At 67.5% G+C, this 21,501-nt stretch carries 20 protein-coding genes and 1 pseudogene; 14 read left to right on the forward strand and 7 right to left on the reverse strand.

Translation table 11 applies throughout. The annotated features are described in order from the left end of the window. Positions 1-393, forward strand: a 393-nt coding sequence (locus V7787_RS46750) for a hypothetical protein (RefSeq protein ID WP_336094587.1), incomplete at its 5' end; no start/stop codon positions are given. Positions 394-411: 18 nt separating this feature from the next. Here V7787_RS46750 and V7787_RS46755 read toward each other — a convergent pair. Together V7787_RS46755 and V7787_RS46760 are read right to left on the reverse strand one after the other, a co-directional pair. Beyond that, positions 412-777 (reverse strand): hypothetical protein, encoded by a 366-nt coding sequence (locus V7787_RS46755; RefSeq protein WP_336094588.1) that lies wholly within the window; start codon positions 775-777, stop codon positions 412-414. 36 nt (positions 778-813) lie between these two features. Then, positions 814-1,740, reverse strand: coding sequence for a LysR family transcriptional regulator (locus tag V7787_RS46760; RefSeq protein ID WP_336094589.1), 927 nt, complete (start codon positions 1,738-1,740; stop codon positions 814-816). A gap of 92 nt (positions 1,741-1,832) precedes the next feature. Here V7787_RS46760 and V7787_RS46765 point away from each other — a divergent pair, with 92 nt between their 5' ends. Genes V7787_RS46765 through V7787_RS46785 form a run of 5 tightly spaced genes read left to right on the forward strand, consistent with a single transcriptional unit; the run spans position 1,833 to position 6,519 of the window. Continuing rightward, positions 1,833-3,083 (forward strand): acyl-CoA dehydrogenase family protein, encoded by a 1,251-nt coding sequence (locus V7787_RS46765; protein ID WP_336094590.1) that lies wholly within the window; start codon positions 1,833-1,835, stop codon positions 3,081-3,083. After that, positions 3,080-3,925, forward strand: a complete 846-nt coding sequence (locus tag V7787_RS46770; protein ID WP_336094591.1) for an SDR family oxidoreductase — start codon at positions 3,080-3,082, stop codon at positions 3,923-3,925. Before V7787_RS46765 ends, V7787_RS46770 begins: the two co-directional genes overlap by 4 nt. Next, positions 3,922-4,992 (forward strand): phosphotransferase family protein, encoded by a 1,071-nt coding sequence (locus V7787_RS46775; protein WP_336094592.1) that lies wholly within the window; start codon positions 3,922-3,924, stop codon positions 4,990-4,992. The genes V7787_RS46770 and V7787_RS46775 overlap by 4 nt, the downstream gene beginning before the upstream one ends. A gap of 1 nt (position 4,993) precedes the next feature. Further along, the gene (locus V7787_RS46780) at positions 4,994-5,749 is read left to right on the forward strand and encodes a histidine phosphatase family protein (protein ID WP_336094593.1); all 756 of its coding nucleotides are present in this window, start codon (positions 4,994-4,996) and stop codon (positions 5,747-5,749) included. A gap of 14 nt (positions 5,750-5,763) precedes the next feature. Next, positions 5,764-6,519, forward strand: a complete 756-nt coding sequence (locus tag V7787_RS46785) for an SDR family oxidoreductase (RefSeq protein ID WP_336094594.1) — start codon at positions 5,764-5,766, stop codon at positions 6,517-6,519. 278 nt (positions 6,520-6,797) lie between these two features. On the opposite strand, the gene cueR is transcribed toward V7787_RS46785, so the two are convergent. Both cueR and V7787_RS46795 read right to left on the reverse strand, forming a co-directional pair. Next, complete coding sequence (gene cueR, locus V7787_RS46790; protein ID WP_336094595.1) at positions 6,798-7,262, reverse strand: Cu(I)-responsive transcriptional regulator; 465 nt, start codon at positions 7,260-7,262, stop codon at positions 6,798-6,800. Between the two features lie 14 nt (positions 7,263-7,276). Beyond that, complete coding sequence (locus V7787_RS46795) at positions 7,277-9,781, reverse strand: heavy metal translocating P-type ATPase (RefSeq protein ID WP_336094596.1); 2,505 nt, start codon at positions 9,779-9,781, stop codon at positions 7,277-7,279. A gap of 243 nt (positions 9,782-10,024) precedes the next feature. Here V7787_RS46795 and V7787_RS46800 point away from each other — a divergent pair, with 243 nt between their 5' ends. The 3 genes from V7787_RS46800 to V7787_RS46810 all read left to right on the forward strand — a co-directional run bounded on the left by V7787_RS46800 (position 10,025) and on the right by V7787_RS46810 (position 15,790). Further along, entirely contained in the window at positions 10,025-14,467 is a 4,443-nt protein-coding gene (locus V7787_RS46800; protein ID WP_336094597.1) for a DEAD/DEAH box helicase, read from the forward strand. Positions 14,468-14,990: 523 nt separating this feature from the next. Beyond that, the gene (locus tag V7787_RS46805) at positions 14,991-15,374 is read left to right on the forward strand and encodes a hypothetical protein (RefSeq protein ID WP_336094598.1); all 384 of its coding nucleotides are present in this window, start codon (positions 14,991-14,993) and stop codon (positions 15,372-15,374) included. Then, positions 15,371-15,790: a low affinity iron permease family protein gene (locus V7787_RS46810; protein WP_336094599.1), complete on the forward strand. Its 420-nt coding sequence runs from the start codon at positions 15,371-15,373 to the stop codon at positions 15,788-15,790. The genes V7787_RS46805 and V7787_RS46810 overlap by 4 nt, the downstream gene beginning before the upstream one ends. An 18-nt stretch (positions 15,791-15,808) precedes the next feature. Here V7787_RS46810 and V7787_RS46815 read toward each other — a convergent pair whose 3' ends face one another. Continuing rightward, a complete protein-coding gene (locus V7787_RS46815) occupies positions 15,809-16,333 on the reverse strand; it encodes an MgtC/SapB family protein (RefSeq protein ID WP_336094600.1) in 525 nt (174 codons plus the stop codon). 277 nt (positions 16,334-16,610) lie between these two features. On the opposite strand from V7787_RS46815, the pseudogene V7787_RS46820 reads away from it, so the two are divergent. From V7787_RS46820 to V7787_RS46835, 4 genes and pseudogenes are all read left to right on the forward strand, one after another. Next, a pseudogene (locus V7787_RS46820) lies at positions 16,611-16,778 on the forward strand (hypothetical protein); the annotation flags it as partial. Between the two features lie 96 nt (positions 16,779-16,874). Continuing rightward, positions 16,875-17,240, forward strand: a complete 366-nt coding sequence (locus V7787_RS46825) for a BON domain-containing protein (RefSeq protein ID WP_336094601.1) — start codon at positions 16,875-16,877, stop codon at positions 17,238-17,240. Between the two features lie 257 nt (positions 17,241-17,497). Further along, a complete protein-coding gene (locus V7787_RS46830; protein ID WP_336094602.1) occupies positions 17,498-18,112 on the forward strand; it encodes a GIY-YIG nuclease family protein in 615 nt (204 codons plus the stop codon). 51 nt (positions 18,113-18,163) lie between these two features. Continuing rightward, positions 18,164-18,355 carry a hypothetical protein gene (locus V7787_RS46835; protein WP_336094603.1) on the forward strand — a complete coding sequence of 64 codons (192 nt, stop codon included), beginning with the start codon at positions 18,164-18,166 and terminating at the stop codon, positions 18,353-18,355. Here the strand turns inward: V7787_RS46835 and V7787_RS46840 are convergent. Both V7787_RS46840 and V7787_RS46845 read right to left on the reverse strand, forming a co-directional pair. Beyond that, entirely contained in the window at positions 18,352-18,936 is a 585-nt protein-coding gene (locus tag V7787_RS46840) for an alpha-ketoglutarate-dependent dioxygenase AlkB (protein ID WP_336094604.1), read from the reverse strand. The genes V7787_RS46835 and V7787_RS46840 overlap by 4 nt on opposite strands. Positions 18,937-19,049: 113 nt before the next feature. Next, positions 19,050-20,201: an MFS transporter gene (locus V7787_RS46845; RefSeq protein ID WP_442965369.1), complete on the reverse strand. Its 1,152-nt coding sequence runs from the start codon at positions 20,199-20,201 to the stop codon at positions 19,050-19,052. Positions 20,202-20,430: 229 nt separating this feature from the next. Between V7787_RS46845 and V7787_RS46850 the strand changes: the two genes are divergently transcribed. Further along, entirely contained in the window at positions 20,431-21,264 is an 834-nt protein-coding gene (locus tag V7787_RS46850; protein ID WP_336094606.1) for an AraC family transcriptional regulator, read from the forward strand. Positions 21,265-21,501 lie beyond the last annotated feature (237 nt).

The raw sequence follows: 21,501 nt of genomic DNA on the forward strand, positions 1-21,501 counted from the left end.
CAAGCAAGATCAAATGCTTCCGCCACTAAAGCGGCGGGTAACTTTCTTTTGTCCAGAGCAACAAAAGAAAGTCACCAAAGAAAAATGCTCTCCCTGTTTCGAGTCAAGAGCCACGAGTGCGAAGCTTGCGCAGGCAGGTTCCGTAGTGGGCATCCTGCCCACGACGGAACCCGGCGCACGTCCTTGTGCGCCGCCCTCCGGGTGTCCTTTTGCTATCGCGAGTTAGTTGCGCCGCCGGGCCAGGGCAACAGCAACAGCAAGAGCAAGAGCAACAGCAAGAGCAACAGCAAGAGCAACAGCAAGAGCAACAGCGCCCTCATCCGCCCTCCGGGCACCTTCTCCCGCAAGCGGGAGAAGGGCAGTCTTCGGGCTTTAGTTCATGGGGATTCGTAGTGCTGCTGGGTTCGCCGCTTACAAGCGGGAAAAAGCTGCGGCAAGCTTGGTTTCCATTCGGGCCAGCTTGTTGCTCGAATCGTGGTAGCGCTCGATCGCGACCGCTATGTGACGAAGAACCACCATGATCTCGCCCACGGCCTCGATCGTTCCGCCATACGCATCGCCCCCGCCGGCCTCCGCGCTCGCGAACAACGGCCGCGCGTCATCGAGCTCTTCCAGCAACCCAGCATGCGTATCCGCAATGCGTATAAGCCCCTGGTAAGCCCCCCATACGCTCCCGCGATCGTCGAAATGAAACGCCTCATCGAGCGCTTCCTTCCTCGCCCGCAACTCGGCGCGGAACTCGGTCAATGCGTTCAGCACATCTTCGCGACTCAACATCTTTCCGAACTCCCCATCGCGCCTGAAGCGCACCGATCAATCGAACAGCCCACGCTCGCACACCACCGAAACCAACTCGCGCAACCACCGATTGGCCGGTTCGAACTCGCTGTTGGCATGCCAATACAAATGCAACTGCGCCGCCGGCAGCGCGAACGGCACCGCCACCCGGCGCAGACGCGCGTTCGCGGCGATGCGGCCGGCCAGGCCCGCCGGCATCGTCAGCAGCGCGTCCGATTGCGCCACCACTTCGCAAGCGGAGTGATAGTTCTGGCAACGCAGCGCCACCGTGCGCTGCAAACCCAGATTGAGCAAGGCGATGTCCTCGATCACCTGACCGCTGGCGCGCGTGGATACGGCCACGTGCGAGGCCTGCAAGTACTGCTTGAGACTCAAGCGCTTGGCCAAGGCGTGGCCGTCGCGCATCACCACGCAGAAACCGTCCTGGAACAACGGCCGGTGCCGCACCGGTTCGCTGATCGGCAAGGCCACGTCCACCGCCAGATCGACTTGCCCGGCGGCCAGCTCGCGCCCCAGTTCGCGCCGGGTCAGAGCGACGCTGGCCAAGGTCGCGTTCGGCGCCTGCGTGCGCAGCGCCTGCGCCAGCGCCGGCAGCAGCGCGCTTTCGGTCGCGTCGGGCATGCCGATGCGGAAGCCCTGGCGGGCGTGGGCGGGGTCGAATCGGTCCCATTGCTGCAACAGCTCGCGCAGCCGGCTCAGGCTGTCGATCAGTTGCGGGGCGATGCGCTGGCAGGCCGGGGTCGCGCTCATGCGGCGGCCGTCGCGGACGAACAGCGGGTCGTCGAAGTGCTGGCGCAGCCGCGCCAGCGCGTGGCTGACCGCCGAAGGCGTCAGGTACAGCGCCTGCGCCGCGCGGCTGAGGTTGCTCTCGCGGTAGACCGCCTCGAACACCTTGAGCAGGTTGAGGTCGAGTTGCTCGCTTTTGCTATGAATATGGTTCATCGCTAAACGTTAGCAAATATCACTTCATTCATGCGGACCGGGCGCCTAGGATGGTCTCCGGCCGGGCCGTTCCGGCGTCGCGGACTTTCGTGATGGACTTCGCACCCAGCGCCCGCACCGAGGATTACCTGCTGCGTCTGCAGGGTTTCATCGACGCCCACATCGCCCCGTTCGAGACCCAATACCGGCGCGAGAACGCCGAAAGCAACGCCGGCGCCGACTGGCGCGGCTGGCGGGTGCATCCGCGCATCGCCGAGCTCAAGGCGATGGCGCGCGAGGCCGGGCTGTGGAATCTGTTCCTGCCCGACGCCGAACTCGGCGCCGGTCTGTCGGTGCTGGAATACGCGCCGCTGGCCGAGGCCATGGGCCATTACGAGTTCGCCGCCGAGGTGTTCAACTGCAACGCGCCGGACACCGGCAACATGGAAGTGCTCTATCACTTCGGCAGCGACGCGCAGAAAGCGCAGTGGCTGCGGCCGCTGCTGGACGGCGAAATCCGTTCGGTGTTCTGCATGACCGAGCCGGAAGTGGCATCGTCGGATGCCACCAACATGCAGGCCGAAATCGAACAGGACGGCGATCACTTGGTCTTGAACGGCCGCAAATGGTGGTCCACCGGCATCGGCCATCCGCAGGCCAGGCTGGCGATCTTCATGGGCCTGTCCGATCCCGACGCCGCGCCGCATTCGCGCCACAGCATGGTGCTGGTGCCGCTGGATGCGCCGGGCGTGCGGATCGAACGGATGCTGCCGACCTTCGGCGAATACGATCCGCCCTACGGCCATGGCGAAGTGGTGTTCGAGAACGTGCGGGTGCCGCGCGATCAGTTGATTCGTGGCTTGGGGCAGGGCTTCGCCATCGCCCAGGGCCGGCTCGGGCCGGGCCGCATCCACCATTGCATGCGCGCCATCGGCGCGGCCGAGCGGGCGCTGGAACTGACCATCCGCCGCGGTGGATCGCGGGTGGCGTTCGGGCAACCGATCCTGCGTCTGGGCGGCAATCTGGAACGTGTTGCGGACGCGCGCATGGAAATCGATCAGGCGCGCTTGCTGACCTTGTACGCGGCGTGGAAGATCGAACGCTTTGGGGTCAAGCACGCGATGACCGAAATCTCGGCGATCAAGGTGATCGCGCCGAACATGCTGCAGCGGATCGTCGATCAGGCGATCCAGATCCACGGCGGCGCCGGCGTTTCGCACGATGTGCCCTTGACCGGTTTGTTCATGATCGCCCGCGCCTTGCGCATCGCCGACGGCCCCGACGAAGTGCATCGGGCGATGGTCGCGCGGATGGAACTGGCCAAGTACGGCCTCGGCCGCGATCGCGCAAAGGAGGCCGCATGAGCGCGACGAACAGGCAACGGGTCTTCATCACCGGCGGCGCCTCCGGCCTGGGCCGCGCGCTCGCCGAAGGCTACGCGCGCGACGGCGCGCGGGTGTGCATCGGCGACGTCAACGGCGCCCGCGGCGAAGAAACCCTGGCCGCATTGCGCGCCGCCGGCGCGCAGGCGCATTACCTGCACTGCGACGTGACCCGTGAGGAAGACCTGCAGGCCGCCGCGGATTGGCTGCAGGCGAACTGGAACGGCGTGGATCTGGTGGTCAACAACGCCGGCGTCGCCGACATGGGGCCGGTGGAGGCGATGCCGATCGCCGACTGGCAATGGATGATCGACATCAACCTGCTCGGGGTGGTGCGCGGTTGCAAGGTGTTCGCGCCGATCATGCGCCGTCAGGGACGCGGCCGTCTGCTCAACATCGCCTCGATGGCCGGCCTGATCCATCCGCCCTTCGCCGGCGCCTACAACGCGACCAAAGCCGCGGTGGTGGCGCTGTCGGAAACGCTCAAGGCCGAACTGGAACCGGCCGGAGTCGATGTCAGCGTCGCCTGTCCGGCGTTCTTCCGCACCAACCTCAGCGAAAGCCTGCGCAGCAGCGATCCGCGTTATGCGCGGTGGATGCGCAAGCTGGTCGACGAATCCAAGATCGGCGCCGACGAGATCGCCGCGCTGATCCGCCGCGGTGTGGCGCGCGGCGAGTTCCGCATACTCACTCACGCCTCGGCCAAGCGGTTCTGGATGCTCAAGCGCTTGCTGCCGTATCGCTTTTACGAAGCGGCGATGCGTCGCGGCGGCAAGGGCGGGGCGGGCAAGAAACCGGCGCAATCGGCGGGCAGCAAGGGATGAGCGAGGCGTCCCGGGATCAGGCGCGGGCGGTGCGCAGCGGCGAGGAACTCGACAGCGCCGCGGTCGATGCCTGGCTCAAGCCGCGGCTGCCGCATCTGCGCGGTCAGGCTCAGGTGACCCAATATGCCGGCGGCGCGTCCAACTGGACCTACCGGCTGCAGTACGACAACGACGACCTGATCCTGCGTCGCCCGCCGGCCGGCAAGAAGGCCAAATCGGCGCACGACATGGGGCGCGAGTTCCGCATCCAGCAAGCGCTCGGGCCGGTGTATCCCTACGTGCCGCGGATGTATGCGCATTGCGCGGACGAATCGGTGATCGGCGCCGAGTTCTATGTGATGCAGCGTCTGGACGGTTTGATCCTGCGCAAGAACCCGCCGCGCGATCTGCAGCTTTCGCCCGAGCAAGTGCGCCGGCTGTGCACGAACGTGCTCGACACCTTGATCGGCCTGCATCGGGTCGACCACCGCGCCGCTGGCCTGGAGCAACTCGCGCCGGGCGCGGGTTACACCCAGCGCCAGATCGAAGGCTGGAGCAAGCGTTACACCGACGCGCGCACCTGGAACGTCCCCAGCGGGCGCAAGATCATCGACTGGTTGCGCACGCATCTGCCGCAAGACGAAACCATTTGCCTGACCCACAACGATTTCCGCTTCGACAACGTGGTGCTGGACGCCGCCGACCCGACCCGGGTGATCGGCGTGCTCGATTGGGAACTGGCCACGCTCGGCGATCCGCTGATGGATGTCGGCAATCTGCTGGCGTATTGGGTGCAGGCCGACGACGATTTCATCGCCCGCGACACCCGCCGGCAACCGACCCATCTGCCCGGCATGTTCAGCCGCCGCGAAGTCATGGAGTACTACAGCCAGCGCACCGGCCTGCGTCCGCGCAGTTGGGCGTTCTATGAGGTCTACGGCTTGTTCCGCCTGTCGGCGATCGCGCAGCAGATCTATTACCGCTACCACCATGGCCAGACCCGCAATCCGGCGTTCAAGCGCTTCTGGTTGTCGGTGAATTACCTGCACTGGCGTTGCCGGCGCGCGATCGCGCGCGAGCGCGGTTGAGATGGCGGCGACGATTCATTTGATCCGTCACGGTCAAGCCGCCTTCGGCGCGGCCGACTACGACCGCCTCAGCGATCTCGGCCGCGAACAATCGCGCCTGCTCGGCATTGCGCTGGCGCCGTTGGCGGGCGAGGGCGATGTCGCGATCTGCGGCGGCATGCGCCGGCATCGCCAAACCGCCGAAGAATGCCTGTCCGCCATCGCCCAATCCCAAGCCGATCCGAGCCCCTCTCCCGCGAGCGGGAGAGGGGCTGGGGTGAGGGCCTCCAAGATCGCGGCAGACCAGACCGACCCCCGCTGGAACGAATTCGACCACACCCAAATCCTCGCCCGCCACGCCCCCGAGTACACCGACCACGACCAACTGGTCGCTCACCTCAGCGCCCAACCCGACCCACGCCGCGCCTTCCAGACCTTGTTCGCCGCCGCCATGACCCGCTGGTGCGACGGCCGCTACGACAGCGACTACGACGAGACCTGGCCCGCGTTCCAGGCCCGCTGCGTCGCCGCCGCTCACGCCGCCGCCATCGCGGCGGGCGACTCCGGCAACGTCTGGGTATTCACCTCCGGCGGCCCCATCGCCGCGGTCGCGCAGCACTTGCTGCAAGTCTCCGACGCCCAGGCCCTGCGCCTGAGCTGGACCCTGGTCAACGCCAGCCACACCCAATTGCATGTCGCCGCCAGCGGCCTGCGCCTGTCCACCTTCAACGGCCACGCGCACCTGTACGCGCGCGAAGGCCTCATCACTTATCGCTGACCCGGAGCTTCCCCATGCGCAAGCGCATCCTCATCACCGGCGCCAGTTCCGGACTCGGCCGCGGCATGGCCCGCGAATTCGCCCGCGCCGGCAGCGACCTGGCCTTGTGCGCGCGCCGCACCGACCGGCTGGAAGCGCTCAAGTCGGAACTGGAAGCCGCGCATCCGGGCATCCGCGTGGCGATCCGCAGCCTGGACGTCACCGATTACCCGCAGGTGTTCGCGGTGTTCGGCTCGCTGCGCGATGAACTCGGCGGCCTGGACCGGGTGGTGGTCAACGCCGGCATCGGCCAGGGCGCGCCGATCGGCAAAGGGCAGTTCGCGTTGAACCGCAGCATCGTGGAAACCAACTTCCTGGCCGCGTTGGCGCAGTGCGAAGCGGCGATGGAGATCTTCCGCGACGCCGGGCAAGGGCATCTGGTGCTGATTTCCTCGATGAGCGCGATGCGCGGCATGCGCGGCGGACTCACCGCTTATGCCGCCAGCAAGGCGGGGGTGGCGTCGTTGGCCGAGGGCATCCGTACCGACATGCTGCGCAAGCCTTCGATCAAGGTCAGTACGATCTATCCGGGTTATATCCGCACCGAAATGAACGATGGCGCGCCGGCCAAGCAGACGCCTTTCATCATCGATGAGGCCACCGGTTGCCGGTTGCTGGTGCGGGCGATCGAGCGCGAGAAAGCCAAGGCTTACGTGCCGTGGTGGCCGTGGGCGCCGTTGGGGTGGTTGATGCAGCGGATGCCGTTGGCTTGGGTGGCTAAACTCAACTGATATCGGGTGGCGTTGGAGTACTTGTTTCGCCCTGGTTACGGCGAAACTCCCAGGTCGCCATCGCCGCTTCACCGTAACCACTTCACCGTCATTTCTTCACCGTCATTTCTTCACCGTCATTCCGGCGAAAGCCGGAACCCATTTTGATCTTGCCGTTGCTCCAGACCGCAACAGCAACAGCAACGTCAAAATGGGTTCCGGCTTTCGCCGGAATGACGGTAGGGGGTGACGGTAGGGGGCGATGGAGGATGACGGCGAAATCAGGTTCCCCGGCGGAACTACCGAGCCAACTCCCCATCCTCACAACAACTCTGCGCCAAATCCTCAAGAATCGGACAATCCGGCCGATCGTCGCCATGACACCGCAGCGCCAACTGCTCCAAGGTCCGCTGCATGGTCTGCATCTCGCGAATCTTGTCCGCCAGTTCGGCCGCATGGCTCAACGCCAGCCGCTTGACCTCCGAGCTCTCGCGCGAGCGGTTGTTCCAAAGCCCCAGCAGCGTTTCGATCTGCTTGATCGAAAACCCCAGCGAGCGCGAGCGCTTGATGAAGCGCAGCCGGTGCAGGTCGCTGTCGCTGTACAAGCGATAGCCGGCGATGCTGCGGCCGGCCGGCGGAATCAGGTCGATGCTCTCGTAGTGGCGGATCATCTTCGCGCTGACGCCGCTGAGCTGCGCGGCCTCGCCGATGTTGTGCAAGCCTTCGGCCTTGGCCTGGGCCAGTTCGGGCACGTCGCGGTTCATGGTCGGATTCCTGGTCATGCGGGGTGTACCGTGGGGGCGGGCTTCCAGCGACGCAACAGCAAGGTGTTGCCGAGCACGCTGACGCTGGAGAACGCCATCACCGCGGCGGCGAACACCGGATCGAGCAGGCCGAACGCCGCCAGCGGAATGCCGATGACGTTGTAGCCGAACGCCCAGAACAGATTCTGGCGGATCTTGCGGGTGGTGCGGCGCGAAATCGCGATGGCGTCGGCGATCAGCCCCGGTTCGGCGCGCATCAGGGTGATGCCGGCGGCCTGCATCGCCACGTCGGTGCCGGTGCCCATGGCGATGCCGACGTCGGCGGCCGCCAGCGCGGGCGCGTCGTTGACGCCGTCGCCGACCATCGCGACCGTGCCGGTGCGGGCCAGTTCGGCGACTTCGGCGGCCTTGTGCTCGGGCAGCACGTCGGCGCGGACTTCGTCGATGCCCAGTTGGGTGGCGATGGCGCGCGCGGCGCCGGCGTGGTCGCCGGAGATCATCGCGATGCGCAGGCCTTGCGCGTGCAAGCGTTCGATCGCCGCCTTGGCGCCCGGACGCGGGGTGTCGGCGAAGGCGAGCAGACCCAGCAAGCGCGTGGCGTGGCCGTCCTGTCGGGCCAGCCAGGAGATGCTGTGGCCGCTGGCGGCCAGGGCGTCGGCGCGGGCGCGCAGCGGCGACAGGTCGGCGCCGGCTTCTTCGAGCATGCGGGTGCTGCCGAGCGCTAGCGGCTGGCCTTCGACCAGTCCGCGCAAACCGCGGCCGGGCACCGCTTGCACTTGCGCGGCGGTGGCGGTCGCGGCGGTGGCTTGAGTGGCCGCGGCGCGCAACACCGCCTTGGCCAGCGGATGTTCGCTGCCGGCCTGCAACGCGGCGGCGCGGCGCAGCAGGGCGTCGCGGTCGCCATCGACGGCGACCCATTCGGTCAGCACCGGCTGGCCCTCGGTCAGGGTGCCGGTCTTGTCGAAGGCGACGGTGTCGATGCGGTGGGCGATCTCCAGGGCTTCGGCGTCCTTGATCAGGATGCCGTGGCGCGCGGCCACGCCGGTGCCGGCCATGATCGCGGTCGGCGTGGCCAGGCCCAGCGCACACGGGCAGGCGATCACCAGCACCGCGACCGCGTTGAGAATGGCGCGGTTCCAGTCGCCGGTGGCCAGGCCCCAGCCGAGCAGGGTCAGCAAGGCCAGGCCGATCACCACCGGCACGAACACCGCGCTGACCTGGTCGACCAGGCGCTGGATCGGCGCCTTCTTGGCTTGCGCGTCCTCGACCAGACGGATGATCCGCGCCAGCGCGCTCTCCGCGCCGACGGCCAGGGTTTCCACCACGATCCGGCCTTCGCCGTTGACCGCGCCGCCGGTGACCCGGTCGCCTTCGCCGCGCGCCACCGGCAGGGATTCGCCGGTGATCAGCGATTCGTCGGCGTGGGTGCGGCCCTCGACGATGCGCCCGTCGGCGGCGATGCGCTCGCCCGGCAGCACCACCACCAGGTCGCCCACGCGCAGCTGCGCGATCGGCAACGATTGCTCGACGCCGTCGCGCAGCACCCGCGCGCTGGCCGGGCGCAAGGCCTGCAAGGCGCGGATCGCCGCGGTGGTCTGGCGTTTGGCCCGCGCTTCCAGCCATTTGCCCAGCAGGATCAGGGTGATGATCGCCGCCGAGGTTTCGAAGTACAGGCTCATCGCGTCGCCGCGCAGCAGGTGATACAGGCTCAACCCGTAACCGGCGCTGGTGCCGAGCGCGACCAGCAAGTCCATGTTGCCGCTGCGCGCGCGCAAGGCCGCCCAGCCGGCGCGGTAGAAGCGCGCGCCCAGCCAGAACTGCACCGGCGTGGCCAGGGCGAATTGCAGCCAGCCCGGCAGCATCCAGTGCTTGCCGAACGGCAGCGCCAGCATCGGCGCGATCAACGGCGCGGTGAGCAGGGCGGCGATGATGAGGTGGCGGGTCTGTTGGCTCAGCGCCGATGAGGCCGCGCCGGCCGAGGTCGAAGCCGAGGGCGCGCTGCCCGCGACCGTGTGCGCCGCGCCATCGGGCGCCGCGGCGGTCGAGACACCGCCGCCGCCCCCGTTGCCGTCGTCGCCGCCGGGCAGGGTGGCGACATAACCAGCGCGCTGGATCGCCGCGATCAGGACAGCCGCCTCGGTGCCTTCCAGCACCCGCACGCTGGCCTTCTCGGTGGCCAGATTGACCGTGGCCTCCAACACCTCCGGCAGCGCCTTGAGCGCCTTCTCGATCCGGCCCACGCAGGAGCCGCAGGTCATCCCGCGCACCTCCAGCACGATCTCGGCGCTGGGCACCGAGTAACCGGCGCCGCGCACGGCGCGCTCGATCTCAGCCGGTGAGACGCTGGCGTCGAAAGCTAGCTGGGCGCTTTCGGTGGCCAGGTTGACGCTGGCCGAATCGATGCCCGGCAACGCGCGCAGGGCTTTTTCGATCCGGCCCACGCACGAGCCGCAGGTCATCCCGGAAATGGGCAACCGCAGCTGGCGCAGGCCGGAGGCAGGGTGGGCGATGGCGTTCATGCAAACATCCTTGGGGGACCAGATGCGTCGCAGGATGGGCCTTGCCATGATGGGAAGGTCAAGCTTCGGCTGGCGCAGCTTCAACTGGCGCAGCTTCAGCCCGCGTGACGGCGCTGAACCGTTCACCGCCTCCAGCCCCGTCGCCGGCCCCTGGCCGCGCGGGCGGTTCCCAATGCCACAATCGCCCCCATCTGGATATCACCCAGGCCCTTCGCCCGGTCGGCCCGAGAACGCCGCAAGACCATGGTGCTAGACGACTTCCATCCCGCCATCGCCGCGTGGTTCCGCGCGAGGTTTCCGGCGCCGACCCAGGCGCAGGAACTGGCGTGGCCCAACATCCGCGCCGGCCGCAACACCCTGGTCGCCGCGCCGACCGGTTCGGGCAAGACCCTGACCGCGTTCCTGGCCGCGATCGACGATCTGGTCCGCCAAGGCCTGGCCCAAGGCCTCAACGATGAAACCGCGGTGGTCTACGTCTCGCCGTTGAAGGCGCTGTCCAACGACATCCACCTGAACCTGGAAGCGCCGCTGGCCGGCATCGCCGAACAGCTGCGGCGGATGGGGCTGCCCGATCCGGGCATCCGCGCCGCGGTGCGCACCGGCGACACGCCCACCGGCGAGCGCACCCAGATGCGCAAGCGGCCGCCGCACATCCTGGTGACCACGCCCGAGTCCTTGTACGTGTTGATGGGCTCCGAATCCGGCCGGGCGATGCTGTCGACGGTGCGTTCGGTGATCGTCGACGAAATCCACGCCGTCGCCGACGACAAACGCGGCAGCCATCTGAGCCTGACCCTGGAGCGTCTGCGCGAGCTGTGCGCCAAGCCGCCGGTACGGATCGGCCTGTCGGCCACCCAGAAACCCATCGACGAAGTCGCCCGTTTCCTGGTCGGCGCCGATGCGGTCGACGCGTGGGGCCGGCCGGATTGCGCGATCGTCGATATCGGCTACGCCAAGCAGCGCGATCTGGCCCTGGAACTGCCGGGTTCGCCGTTGTCGGCGGTGATGTCGCACGAGCAATGGGATGAGGTCTATCAGCGCCTGTCGGCGCTGGTGAGCGAGCACCGCACCACCTTGGTGTTCGTCAACACCCGGCGCATGGCCGAACGCGCCGCGCGTCATCTGGCCGACAAATTGGGACGCGAGGTCGTCGCCGCCCACCACGGCAGCCTGTCGCGCGAGTTGCGTCTGGACGCCGAGCAACGGCTCAAGAGCGGGCAGCTGCGGGTGCTGGTGGCGACCGCGTCGCTGGAACTGGGCATCGACATCGGCGATGTCGATCTGGTCTGCCAGCTCGGTTCGCCGCGGGCGATCGCCGCGTTCCTGCAGCGGGTCGGGCGCGCCGGTCACCACGTCGGCGGCGTGCCCAAGGGGCGCTTGTTCCCGCAATCGCGCGAGGACCTGGTCGAATGCGTGGCCTTGCTCGACAGCGTGCGCCGCGGCGAACTGGATGCCTTGCGGATTCCGCCGGCGCCGCTGGACGTGTTGGCGCAGCAGATCGTCGCCGAGGTCGCCGCGCGCGAGTGGAGCGAGGACGAATTGTTCGCCTGGGTGCGCCGGGCCTGGCCGTATGCGCAGCTGCCGCGCAAACAATTCGACGCGATCGTACGCATGCTCGCCGACGGCTTCACCACCCGGCGCGGGCCGCGCGCATCCTACATCCATCGCGACGCCGTGCACGGCCGGGTGCGCGCGCGCCGCGGCGCGCGGCTGACCGCGGTGATGTCCGGCGGCACCATTCCGGAAACCGGCGACTACCAGGTGTTGCTGGAACCCGAAGCGCAGACCATCGGCAACGTCAACGAAGACTTCGCCATCGAAAGCCTGGCCGGCGACGTGTTCCAGCTCGGCAACGCCAGCTACCGCATCCTCAAGGTCGAGCCGGGCCGGGTGCGGGTGGAAGACGCGCAAGGTCAGCCGCCGAATATTCCGTTCTGGCTGGGCGAGGCGCCCGGCCGCAGCGATGAGCTTTCGTACAGCGTCTCGCGCCTGCGCGCGGCCGTGGACGCGGCCTGCGAACGCAGCGCCGACAACGCCGCCGCGGCGCGGCTGATCGCCGAGGAGTTCGCGCTCGATCCGCCCAGCGCCTTGCAACTGGCCGATTATCTCGGCCGCACCCGCCATGCGCTCGGGCTGGTGCCGACCCAGGACACTCTGGTGTTCGAGCGGTTCTTCGACGAATCCGGCGGCACTCAGTTGGTGATCCATTCGCCTTACGGCAGCCGGATCAACAAGGCCTGGGGTCTGGCCCTGCGCAAACGTTTCTGCCGCAAGTTCAATTTCGAACTGCAGGCCGCCGCGACCGAAGACGCGATCGTGCTGTCGTTGTCGACCAGCCACAGCTTCGCCCTGGAAGACGTGGCGCGTTATCTGCATTCGGCCTCGGCCCAGGACGTGCTGATCCAGGCGCTGCTGGACGCGCCCTTGTTCGGCGTGCGTTGGCGCTGGAACGCGACCACTTCGCTGGCGCTGCCGCGTTTCGTCGGCGGGCGCAAGGTCGCGCCGCAATTGCAGCGGATGAAGAGCGAGGACCTGCTGGCGACGGTATTCCCCGATCAAGTCGCCTGCGCCGAGAATCTGGTCGGCGAGCGCGAGGTGCCCGATCACCCGCTGGTCGCCCAGACCTTGCACGATTGTCTGTTCGAGGCGATGGACAGCGCCGGTTGGCTGCGGATGCTGCAACGCCTGGAAGCCGGCGAGATCCGGGTGGTCGGTCGCGACGTCACCGGCCCGTCGCCGATCGCCGCCGAGGCGATCAACGCCAAGCCGTATGCCTTCCTCGACGACGCGCCGCTGGAAGAGCGCCGCACCCAGGCGGTGATGGCGCGGCGTTACGCCGAAGCCGACAGCGCCGACGATCTGGGCCGGCTGGACCCGCAGGCCATCGACGCCGTGCGCGAGGAAGCCTGGCCCGAGGTGCGCGACGCCGAGGAAATGCACGAGGCCTTGATGGGCCTGGGTTACGTCACCGCGGAAGAAGCCGAGCGCGAAGCCTGGCGCGAATGGCTCGCCGCCTTGGCCGGCAACGGCCGCGCGACCGCGTTGCGGCTGAGCCCGGAGCGCGTCGAGGTCGGTTGGTGGGTCGCCACCGAAGGCCTGCCGCAGGCGCGCGCGGTGTTCGCCGAGGCCATCGCCGAACCGGCGGTGCGGGTGCCGGACGAATACGCCCAGGTCGTTTGGAGCTTCGAAACCGCGTTGATCGACCTGCTGCGCTCGCGCCTGACCGCGCTCGGCCCGACCACCGTCGCCGCGCTGGCCCGCGACAGCCGCCGCGAGGCCGGCGAAATCGAACTGGCGTTGCTGCAACTGGAAGCCGAAGGCTATGTGATGCGCGGCCGCTTCAGCCGCGAGAGCCTGCTGGGCGGCGAGGAAGAATGGTGCGAGCGGCATCTGCTGGCGCGCATCCATCGTTACACGGTGGGTCGCCTGCGCCGCGAGATCGAACCGGTGGCGCCGCGCGACTACGCCCGCTTCCTGTTCGACTGGCAACGCCTGTCCAAGCGCGCGCGCATGAACGGCCCGCAGGCCTTGCAGGCAGTGCTGGAGCAACTGGAAGGCTTCGAAGCGCCGGCCTCGGTGTGGGAAAGCGAACTGCTGCCGGCGCGCATCGCCGATTACGACTCTGCCTGGCTCGATGAATTGTGCGCGGCCGGGCGCATGACCTGGGCGCGGCTGCGGCCGAATGCGGCCCCAAGCAACGGCGACAACGCCGTACCGCAGGGCGTGCCTAGCGTGCGGCAGACGCCGATCGTGCTGCTGCCGCGGCGCGCGCTGGCCGATTGGCGGGTGGCCACCAGCGCCAACCCGGACGCCGCGCCGGTGTCCTCGCGCGCGCAGCGGGTGCTGGCGGTGCTGCAGGCGCGCGGCGCTTCGTTCTTCGATGAGCTGGAGACCCAGGCGCATCTGCTGCGCACCGAACTGGAAGAGGCGCTGGGCGAGTTGGTGACGCGCGGACGCATCACCTGCGACAGCTTCGCCGGATTGCGCGCGCTGCTGGTGCCCGCGTCCAAGCGCGCCTCCACCCACGGCCACCGCCGGCGCCGGGCGATGCTGACCGATCTGCAGGATGCCGGACGCTGGTCGTCGACCCGCGCGGTCGAGAGCGATCCGGGTCCGGCGGAGCTGGGCGCGGCCGAGAAGGCGGCCATCGCGGCGCGCGACGCCGAGGCGGTCGAGCACATCGCCTGGCGTCTGTTGCAGCGTTACGGTGTGGTGTTCTGGCGCCTGATCCAACGCGAGGCCGCCTGGTTGCCGCCGTGGCGCGATCTGTTGCGGGTGTATCGGCGCCTGGAGGCGCGCGGCGAGATCCGCGGCGGCCGCTTCGTCAGCGGCATGAGCGGCGAGCAATTCGCCTTGCCCGATGCGGTCAACGCCTTGCGTCAGGTGCGCGCGCGCGAGCACGACGGCGAGATCGTGTGCGTGTCCGCGGCCGATCCGCTCAATCTCACCGGCAGCGTACTGGCCGGGACCAAGGTGCCGCGCATCCCCGGCGCGCGCATCGCCTTCCGCGACGGCGTCGCGGTGGCCAGCCTGCTGGCCGGGCAAGTGGAGACGATCGAGCCGCTGTCGGCGCAGGAACAGCGCGAAGCGCACCGCTTGCTGACCCGCAGACCGGGCAGCGCCGCCGCCGCGGCCGAGTCGAGCATCGATGAGGTGCTGCGCAATCTGGGTGTGCGCGGTTCTTGATCGCCGCGCATCGATGATGTCGCGGCGTCCATATCGATGCGCCGACGCAACATTTCTTTGCCGCGATCTGGCCACAACGCGATCGCGGCGATTTATTTCGCCGATTTGCGCGGCAAGCGCGTGGCTGACCGATTCAGTTGCGAACTGTGACGTCGGTCGGACGGGTTAACGACACGTCGATGCGATGTAAGTCCGATGTAATCGAATCGCTGCGCATCCGAGTCAATCGCTGCGATGCGCGCGCTTTGTTGCAATCTCATCGGTGCAGGAACGCTGCACCCGCGTATCGGTCGCTTGCGACCACGCGACCGGACTGAACGCAACGGGAACATCGGTGTCGCTCACTAACACCGTCTTCGCACGAAACGGTGCCAAGGTGGGACCGCAAGGGGGCCGTGAATCAGCGAATGCAATCGGACTAGTGCCGCGATGCGAACAAAACTCCGCGTCTGAGCGTTCCACCCACGCCGAATGCGTTCATCCGATCCAACCTCGCATGCCACGGCATGCCAAGGAGTCTGAGATGCGTTTCGAAAGCCATGATCCCCGTTCCCTGCACGCCGCCGCCGCGCCGCGCGCCTTCGGCGTCGTCGGCCTGCCCAGATCGGCCGAGGCGATCCTGTCGCCCGATGCGCTGGATCTGGATTCGGAGTTGAAATACTGGCGCGGCCATTATCGCGGTCTGGTCGATCGCGTCGGCCTGCGCTTGTGCGACTACGAGCCCGCGCTCAAGCTCGGCCTGGACGCGTACATGCGCGGCCATGGCCGCAGCCTGGAGGAAATGGAAGAAGAATTGCGCGCTTGCTACAAACGCGTGCGCGGCGCCTCGAAGCTGGATTGGGACGAGGCCCGTTCGGTGGTCGCCGCCGCTTACCTGCGCGTGCATCGTCAACGGCATGCGCAATGAGCGCAGTGCGCCACGGATTCGAGCGCGGCGCCAAGGCGGCCGCGCGTTTTACCGGCCATCCGCTGTGCTTCGGCCTGGCGGTGGCGGTGGTGCTGGCCTGGGTGATCTCCGGGCCGCTGTTCGGCTTCAGCGACACCTGGCAGTTGGTGATCAACACCGGCACCACCATCGTTACCTTTCTGATGGTGTTCCTGATCCAGAACTCGCAGAACCGCGACGCGGCCGCGGTGCAGATCAAGCTGGACGAGTTGATCCGCGCGACCGAGTCGGCCGAGAACAGCTTGCTGGACCTGGAAGAACTCGACGAAGAGGCGCTGGAGCGGTTCCGCGCGCATTACGAAGAGCTGGCGTGCAAGGCGCGCGAGTTGCTGGACAAGGCCGAGGCGGGTGGAGCGGGGCGGTCGGATCGGCCGTAGCCGCTGCGCTGCCCGCGCTTACTCGCGCTCGTCTCGATCCGGTTGTCCGGTCTTCGGCGACGGCGACAAGCCCGCCCGGGTCGCGGAAGACTTGATGCCGAAGCGACCTTCGACCCGATTCAGCGTTACCAGCACCAGCAACGTCAACAGCGTCGCCGCCAGCGCCAGCAAGTGATAACGCAAACCGGTGCTCGCGCCGATCACCGCGACCATCAGCAACGATGCCGCCGTGGTGATGCCCGCTACATCCTTGCCGCCGCGCCAGGCGAAAATGGTGCCGGCGCCGATGAAGGACACGCCGGCAATCACCGCTTCGACCAAACGCATCGGGTCCATGTTGACCAGGAACGGCATGCGCAAGCGCGGGTCGATCACCGCCAGCTGGCCCATGCCGACCAGCAGCGACGACGCGCCGGCCACCAGCATATGCGTGCGGAAACCGGCCGGGCGATTCTTGAGTTCGCGTTCGAAACCGATCGCGCCGCCGAGCACCATGGCATAGGCTGTGCCGCCGACTACCCATAACTGATCCATGACGTGCATGAATGCGCTCCTCGAAGAAATTCGGATGGCGTGCGTTCGTGGACTGCTGCGTCATCGACGTTGATAACGGCATCGGCGTGATTCGGTCGTGACAGCCGGAATCGTCGACATTCACGCGCGATCGCGATGAACCGAACACTTCGCGCTAACGTCGCGCTGGCCTGAACTTAACTTCCTCGCGGGTAGCGTCGGTTGCGTAAACCCCAAACACGCGCCGGCCGTACGCCGGCAAGCGAAGTCCCGAATGCACGCAGCAAGCAACGCGAGGAGATCGGACATGTCACGAGGCGATAAATCGTCTTACACCGACAAACAGAAACGTCAGGCCGAACACATCGAAGAAGGCTATCGCAAGCAGGGCGTGTCGGAGAAAGAAGCCGAGGAGCGCGCCTGGCGCACCGTGAACAAACAAGACCACGGCGGCAAGAAATCCGGCTCCGGCCGCAAGGATCATCACTGATCCGCAACCCGGTCCGGGCCGCCCCCTGTTCCGACCGAGCCGCGCCGCGGCATCCGGTTCCGACTACAAGAGGACGCACTCATGAAGACTACCGTCATCGCTATCGCCGCTTTCAGCATCGCCCTGTCCAGCGCGGCCTGGGCCGCCCCGCAAACCGCCGGCACCCGCGCCGACAACGATCCCGCCACCGCCGCGGCCAGCAACGATTCCGCGCAACCGGTCAGCGACACCTGGATCACCACCAAGGTCAAGACCGAACTGATGGCGTCCAGCGAAGTCGCCGGCACCGACATCAGCGTGGAAACCGTCAACGGCGTGGTCAAGTTGTCGGGCAGCGTCGACAAGACCCAGGCCGACAAGGCCGCCTCGATCGCCAAGAACATCGACGGGGTCAAGAAAGTCGATACCAGCGGCTTGATCGCCGCGCACAAGAGCGCGCGCAAGTAAGGCGCGCGGGTGGCCGTCGCGTCGCGTACCCGCGGCGCGGCGGCCGCCGCTTACGCATGAGCACTGTGGGTGGCGTTTCGCGAACCCGTCGGCCATCGGAGTCCGGCATGAGTCGGAGCGTCCGCGTTGCCGCGGCCTCGCCGGTTGTTCGCGTGAAGCGCGGGCCGCCGCGGGGCTTCCGACCGGCGGTCGCGCTGCGAGAGATTTTTGCGCGCTCGGGATCGACGCGTGAGACCGAACCGCGCGATCATCCGCCGATGTCGTTCCTGCGCAGCAGCGAGCCCGAGAAAGTCCACGGCGCCAGCGAGGGGCGCTGCTTCCTGTACGTGCTGCCTTGCGCGTACGAGGACCTGCTGAAGCTCGGCTTCTCGCGCAATCCCTTGGCCCGGGCGCAACAACTGCAACCGCGCTATTTCGAGTTCTTCGACCTCGACCGCGCCTTCGCCGTGCAGACCGACCATGTGCGCGAAGCCCGCGGCCTGGAACTGCGGCTGCGCCATCTGCTGAGCGAACACAACGCGCCCGCGCCGCTGACCGTGCGCGCGCAGGCAGGCGGGCATAGCGAGTGGTATCGCGGCGCCTATCCGGAGTTGGAGCGGCAGGCGCGCGCTTTACTGGACCAAGGGCACACCGTGCACCGCCCGTTGCGCGACTGGTTCGCCGGTGAGCTAAGCGCGCAAGGCGATTTCCTGTTTGATCGCACACAAGAACTGTTGTCGCAATTGCAGGGCGAGCTGGATCTGCTCGATGCGCCGCCGCTGGCGGTATTGCGGCGCAATCTGCTCGACACGCTCGATGCGCACGCCGCCTTGGGCGTCGATCTGGCGCAGCGGCTGCCCGAGCCGTTGCTGCGTTGGTACCGCGGCGGTTGAACCGCCGCGAGCGCTCGGGCGCCTTATCGTTTCATCGCTGGGAGACCCATCATGACCCGACTCGACAAACCGATCCGACGCGAAGTGGAAATCGGCGACAAGCTCTACACGGTGCTGATCGATCCGCAAGGCTTGAAGCTCACCGAGAAGGGCCGCCGCAACGGCCTGAGCCTGAGCTGGAGCGATCTGGCCTCGGGCGATGCGGCGCTGGCGGCGGCGTTGCAGGCGACGGTGCCGCCCTAAGCCGGCGGCGGGCGCACCCGGAACGCCAGACTGATGCGCGGCTCGAGCACGCCGGGTTGTTTGGGAATGCCGTGGTCGTAGTGGTATTGCGAGGCATGGCTCATCGTCACCAGGCTGCCGGCCTGCAAGTCCATATGCCAGACGCGATGCGGCGCGCGCTTGGCGCGCAGGGTCATGCGCCGGGTCGCGCCGAGCGACAGCACCGCGATGGGTTGGCCCGGGATCAAGTCGTGCAGCTTGTCGTTGTGCGGGGCGACGCTGTCGCGGCCGTCGCGGTACAGGTTGAGGCCGACGCTGTTGAACGGCGCGCCTAAGGTGTCGCGCACCCGCTCGGCGGTTTGCGCCAGCATCGGCGGCAAGGCGTCGCGGTCGAGCCGGTAGGTGGCCACCCGCCGCGGCACCTCGACCAGACGCTCGTACATCATCCGCTGCTGCGAATTCCAGGCCGCTTGCTCCCACAGCACCGCGAACAAACGCTCGCACCAGTCGCGCTCGAACACGCCCGGCAGATAGCGCACGCCGCCTTCGGCGTCGTCCACCGGCTGCTGGGGATCGTTGTCGAACAGAGAGGTCTGGTGCATGGGCCGGCAGGTTGCGCGCGTCCGGTCGCGTCGGATGAGACGCGATCGGTTGGCAAGCGTAAGCCCGATGTGGTGACGCCGCGGAGCCGGCGCAAGCCGCGCCCTGGGCGTGTTTAGCCGGCCAGCGGCTTGCGTTTTTCCAGCTTCGGCAGGAACCAGGCCAGCAAGCCGATCGCCGGCAGGTAGGCGCAGATCTTGTAAACCGCTTCGATGCCGATGTGATCGGCCAGCTGACCCAGTGCGGCCGCGCCCAGGCCGCCCATGCCGAAGGCGAAACCGAAGAACAGGCCGGCGATCATGCCCGTGCGGCCGGGGATCAGTTCCTGCGCATACACCAGGATCGCCGCGAACGCCGACGACAGCACCAGCCCGATCACCACGCTCAACACCGTGGTCCACAGCAGATTGGCGTGCGGCAGGATCAGGGTGAAGGGCAGCACGCCGAGGATCGAAAACCAGATCACATAGCGGCGGCCGATGCGGTCGCCGATCGGCCCGCCGGCCAGGGTGCCGGCGGCGACCGCGCCGAGGAACACGAACAGATGCAATTGCGCGCTCTGCGCGCTGAGCTGGAATTTCTCCATCAAATAGAACGTGTAGTAGCTCGACAGGCTGGCCATGTAGAAATATTTGGAGAAAATCAGCACGCCCAGCACCAGCAGCGTCGCCACGATGGTCTTGCGCGGCAGCATCGGCTGCGCCGTGGCCGAGGCGCGGTGTTTGCGCTGGGCCGGAATCTGCGCGCGGTACCACAGGCCGATGCGGCTGAGGATCACCATCCCCGCCAACGCGGCGAAGCCGAACCAGCCGACGCTGGCCTGGCCGCGCGGCATCACGATGTACGCCGCCAACAACGGACCGAGCGCGGAACCGACGTTGCCGCCGACCTGAAACAGCGACTGCGCCAGACCGTGGCGGCCGCCGGAGGCCATGCGCGCGACCCGCGAGGATTCGGGATGGAACACCGACGAACCCGAACCGACCAGGGCCGCGGCCAACAGCAGCATCGCGAAGGTGGTCGCCTGCGACAGCAGCAACAGGCCGGTCAGGGTGAAGCCCATGCCGATCGCCAGCGACCACGGCATCGGCCGCTTGTCGGTGTAGATGCCCACCAGCGGCTGCAGCAACGAGGCGGTGACCTGGAAGGTCAGGGTGATCAGGCCGATCTGGCCGAAATCCAGATGGAAGGACTGCTTGAGCAGCGGATAGATCGCCGGCAACAGCGACTGGATCATGTCGTTGAGCAGATGACACACGCTCAGCATCGCCAGAATCGGCAAAGCGATCTTGGCGTTCTCGGCGGCGGGCGGGTTGTCGGCCTGGAACGCGGGGATTTGCGCGGCGGTCGGGCTATCGGCGAGATCGGTCGGAGCGGCGGCGGGGTCCAGGGTGGTCATCGGCTCGGCGTGGGCGGGGCAGGCATGGCCTTCAGTAGACGCCTCCTTGATCCTGCCCGCACTATCATTCAGGTCAACAATCTTCGAGAACGGGCCAATGCGCAATGTCCAGGCGGTGCTCGCCGACTCCTTGCCCGGCCGCATCGTCGCGACCTCGAACGAGTACCCGACCCACCACCGGATCGCCCGGCACAAGCACCGGCGCTCGCAGCTGTTGTACGCCGCGCACGGGATCATGGTGGTGGGCACCGAGACCGGCCGCTGGATCGTTCCGCCCGAGCGCGCCTGCTGGGTGCCGGCGGGGATGAGCCACGACGTGCACGTGCTGGCGCAGATCAGCACCCGCAGCATCTACATCGATCCCGACGTGAGCGCGGCGTTGCCGGGCGATTGCCGGGTGATCGGGGTCGCGCCGTTGATGCGGCAGTTGTTGCTGGAGACCCTGGACCTGCCGTTGCAGGCCGAGGCCGGCAGCGGCTCGCGTCCGGATCTGATTTATTCGTTGATCGTGCACGAGATCGAGCGCGCGCCGGTGTTGCCGCTGGACATTCCGTTCCCGGCCGACCCGCGTCTGGCCAAACGCTGCCGCGCGTATCTGGCGCATCCGTCGCCGCACGACGGCATCGACGATTGGTGCCGCGATCTGGCGATGAGCCGCCGCACCTTCACCCGCCGCTTTCGCGCGGAGACCGGGACCAGTTTCGCGCAGTGGTGCCGGCAGGCGGCGATCTTTGCGGCGTTGCCGCGGTTGGCGGCGGGGGAGGCGATTACGGTGTTGGCGTTGGATTTGGGTTATGAGAGTGCGTCGGCGTTCACGACGATGTTCAAGCGTTTGATCGGGATGCCGCCGAGCCGTTATCTGGCGATGTCGCAGCCGTTGCCGCGGCCGTCGGCGAGTACGGCGATGGCGATAGCGACGTTGGATGGTTGATCCCGCGTAGCGGCAGCCCAGCCCCAGCGGCAGTTTCCGTCCCTTCTCCCGCTTGCGGCGACCGAAGGGAGTGCAAAGCTGAGAAGGTGCCCGAAGGGCGGATGAGGGCGCTTTTGCTTTTGCTGTTGCCGTTGTCGTTGCAGTTGCAGTTGCAGTTGCAGTTGCTTTAGCAGTTGCTCTGGCCCGGCGGCGCACCTAACTCGCGATAGCAATAGGACACCCGAAGGGCGGCGCACA

The organism is Pseudomonas sp. CGJS7, assembly GCF_036961695.1.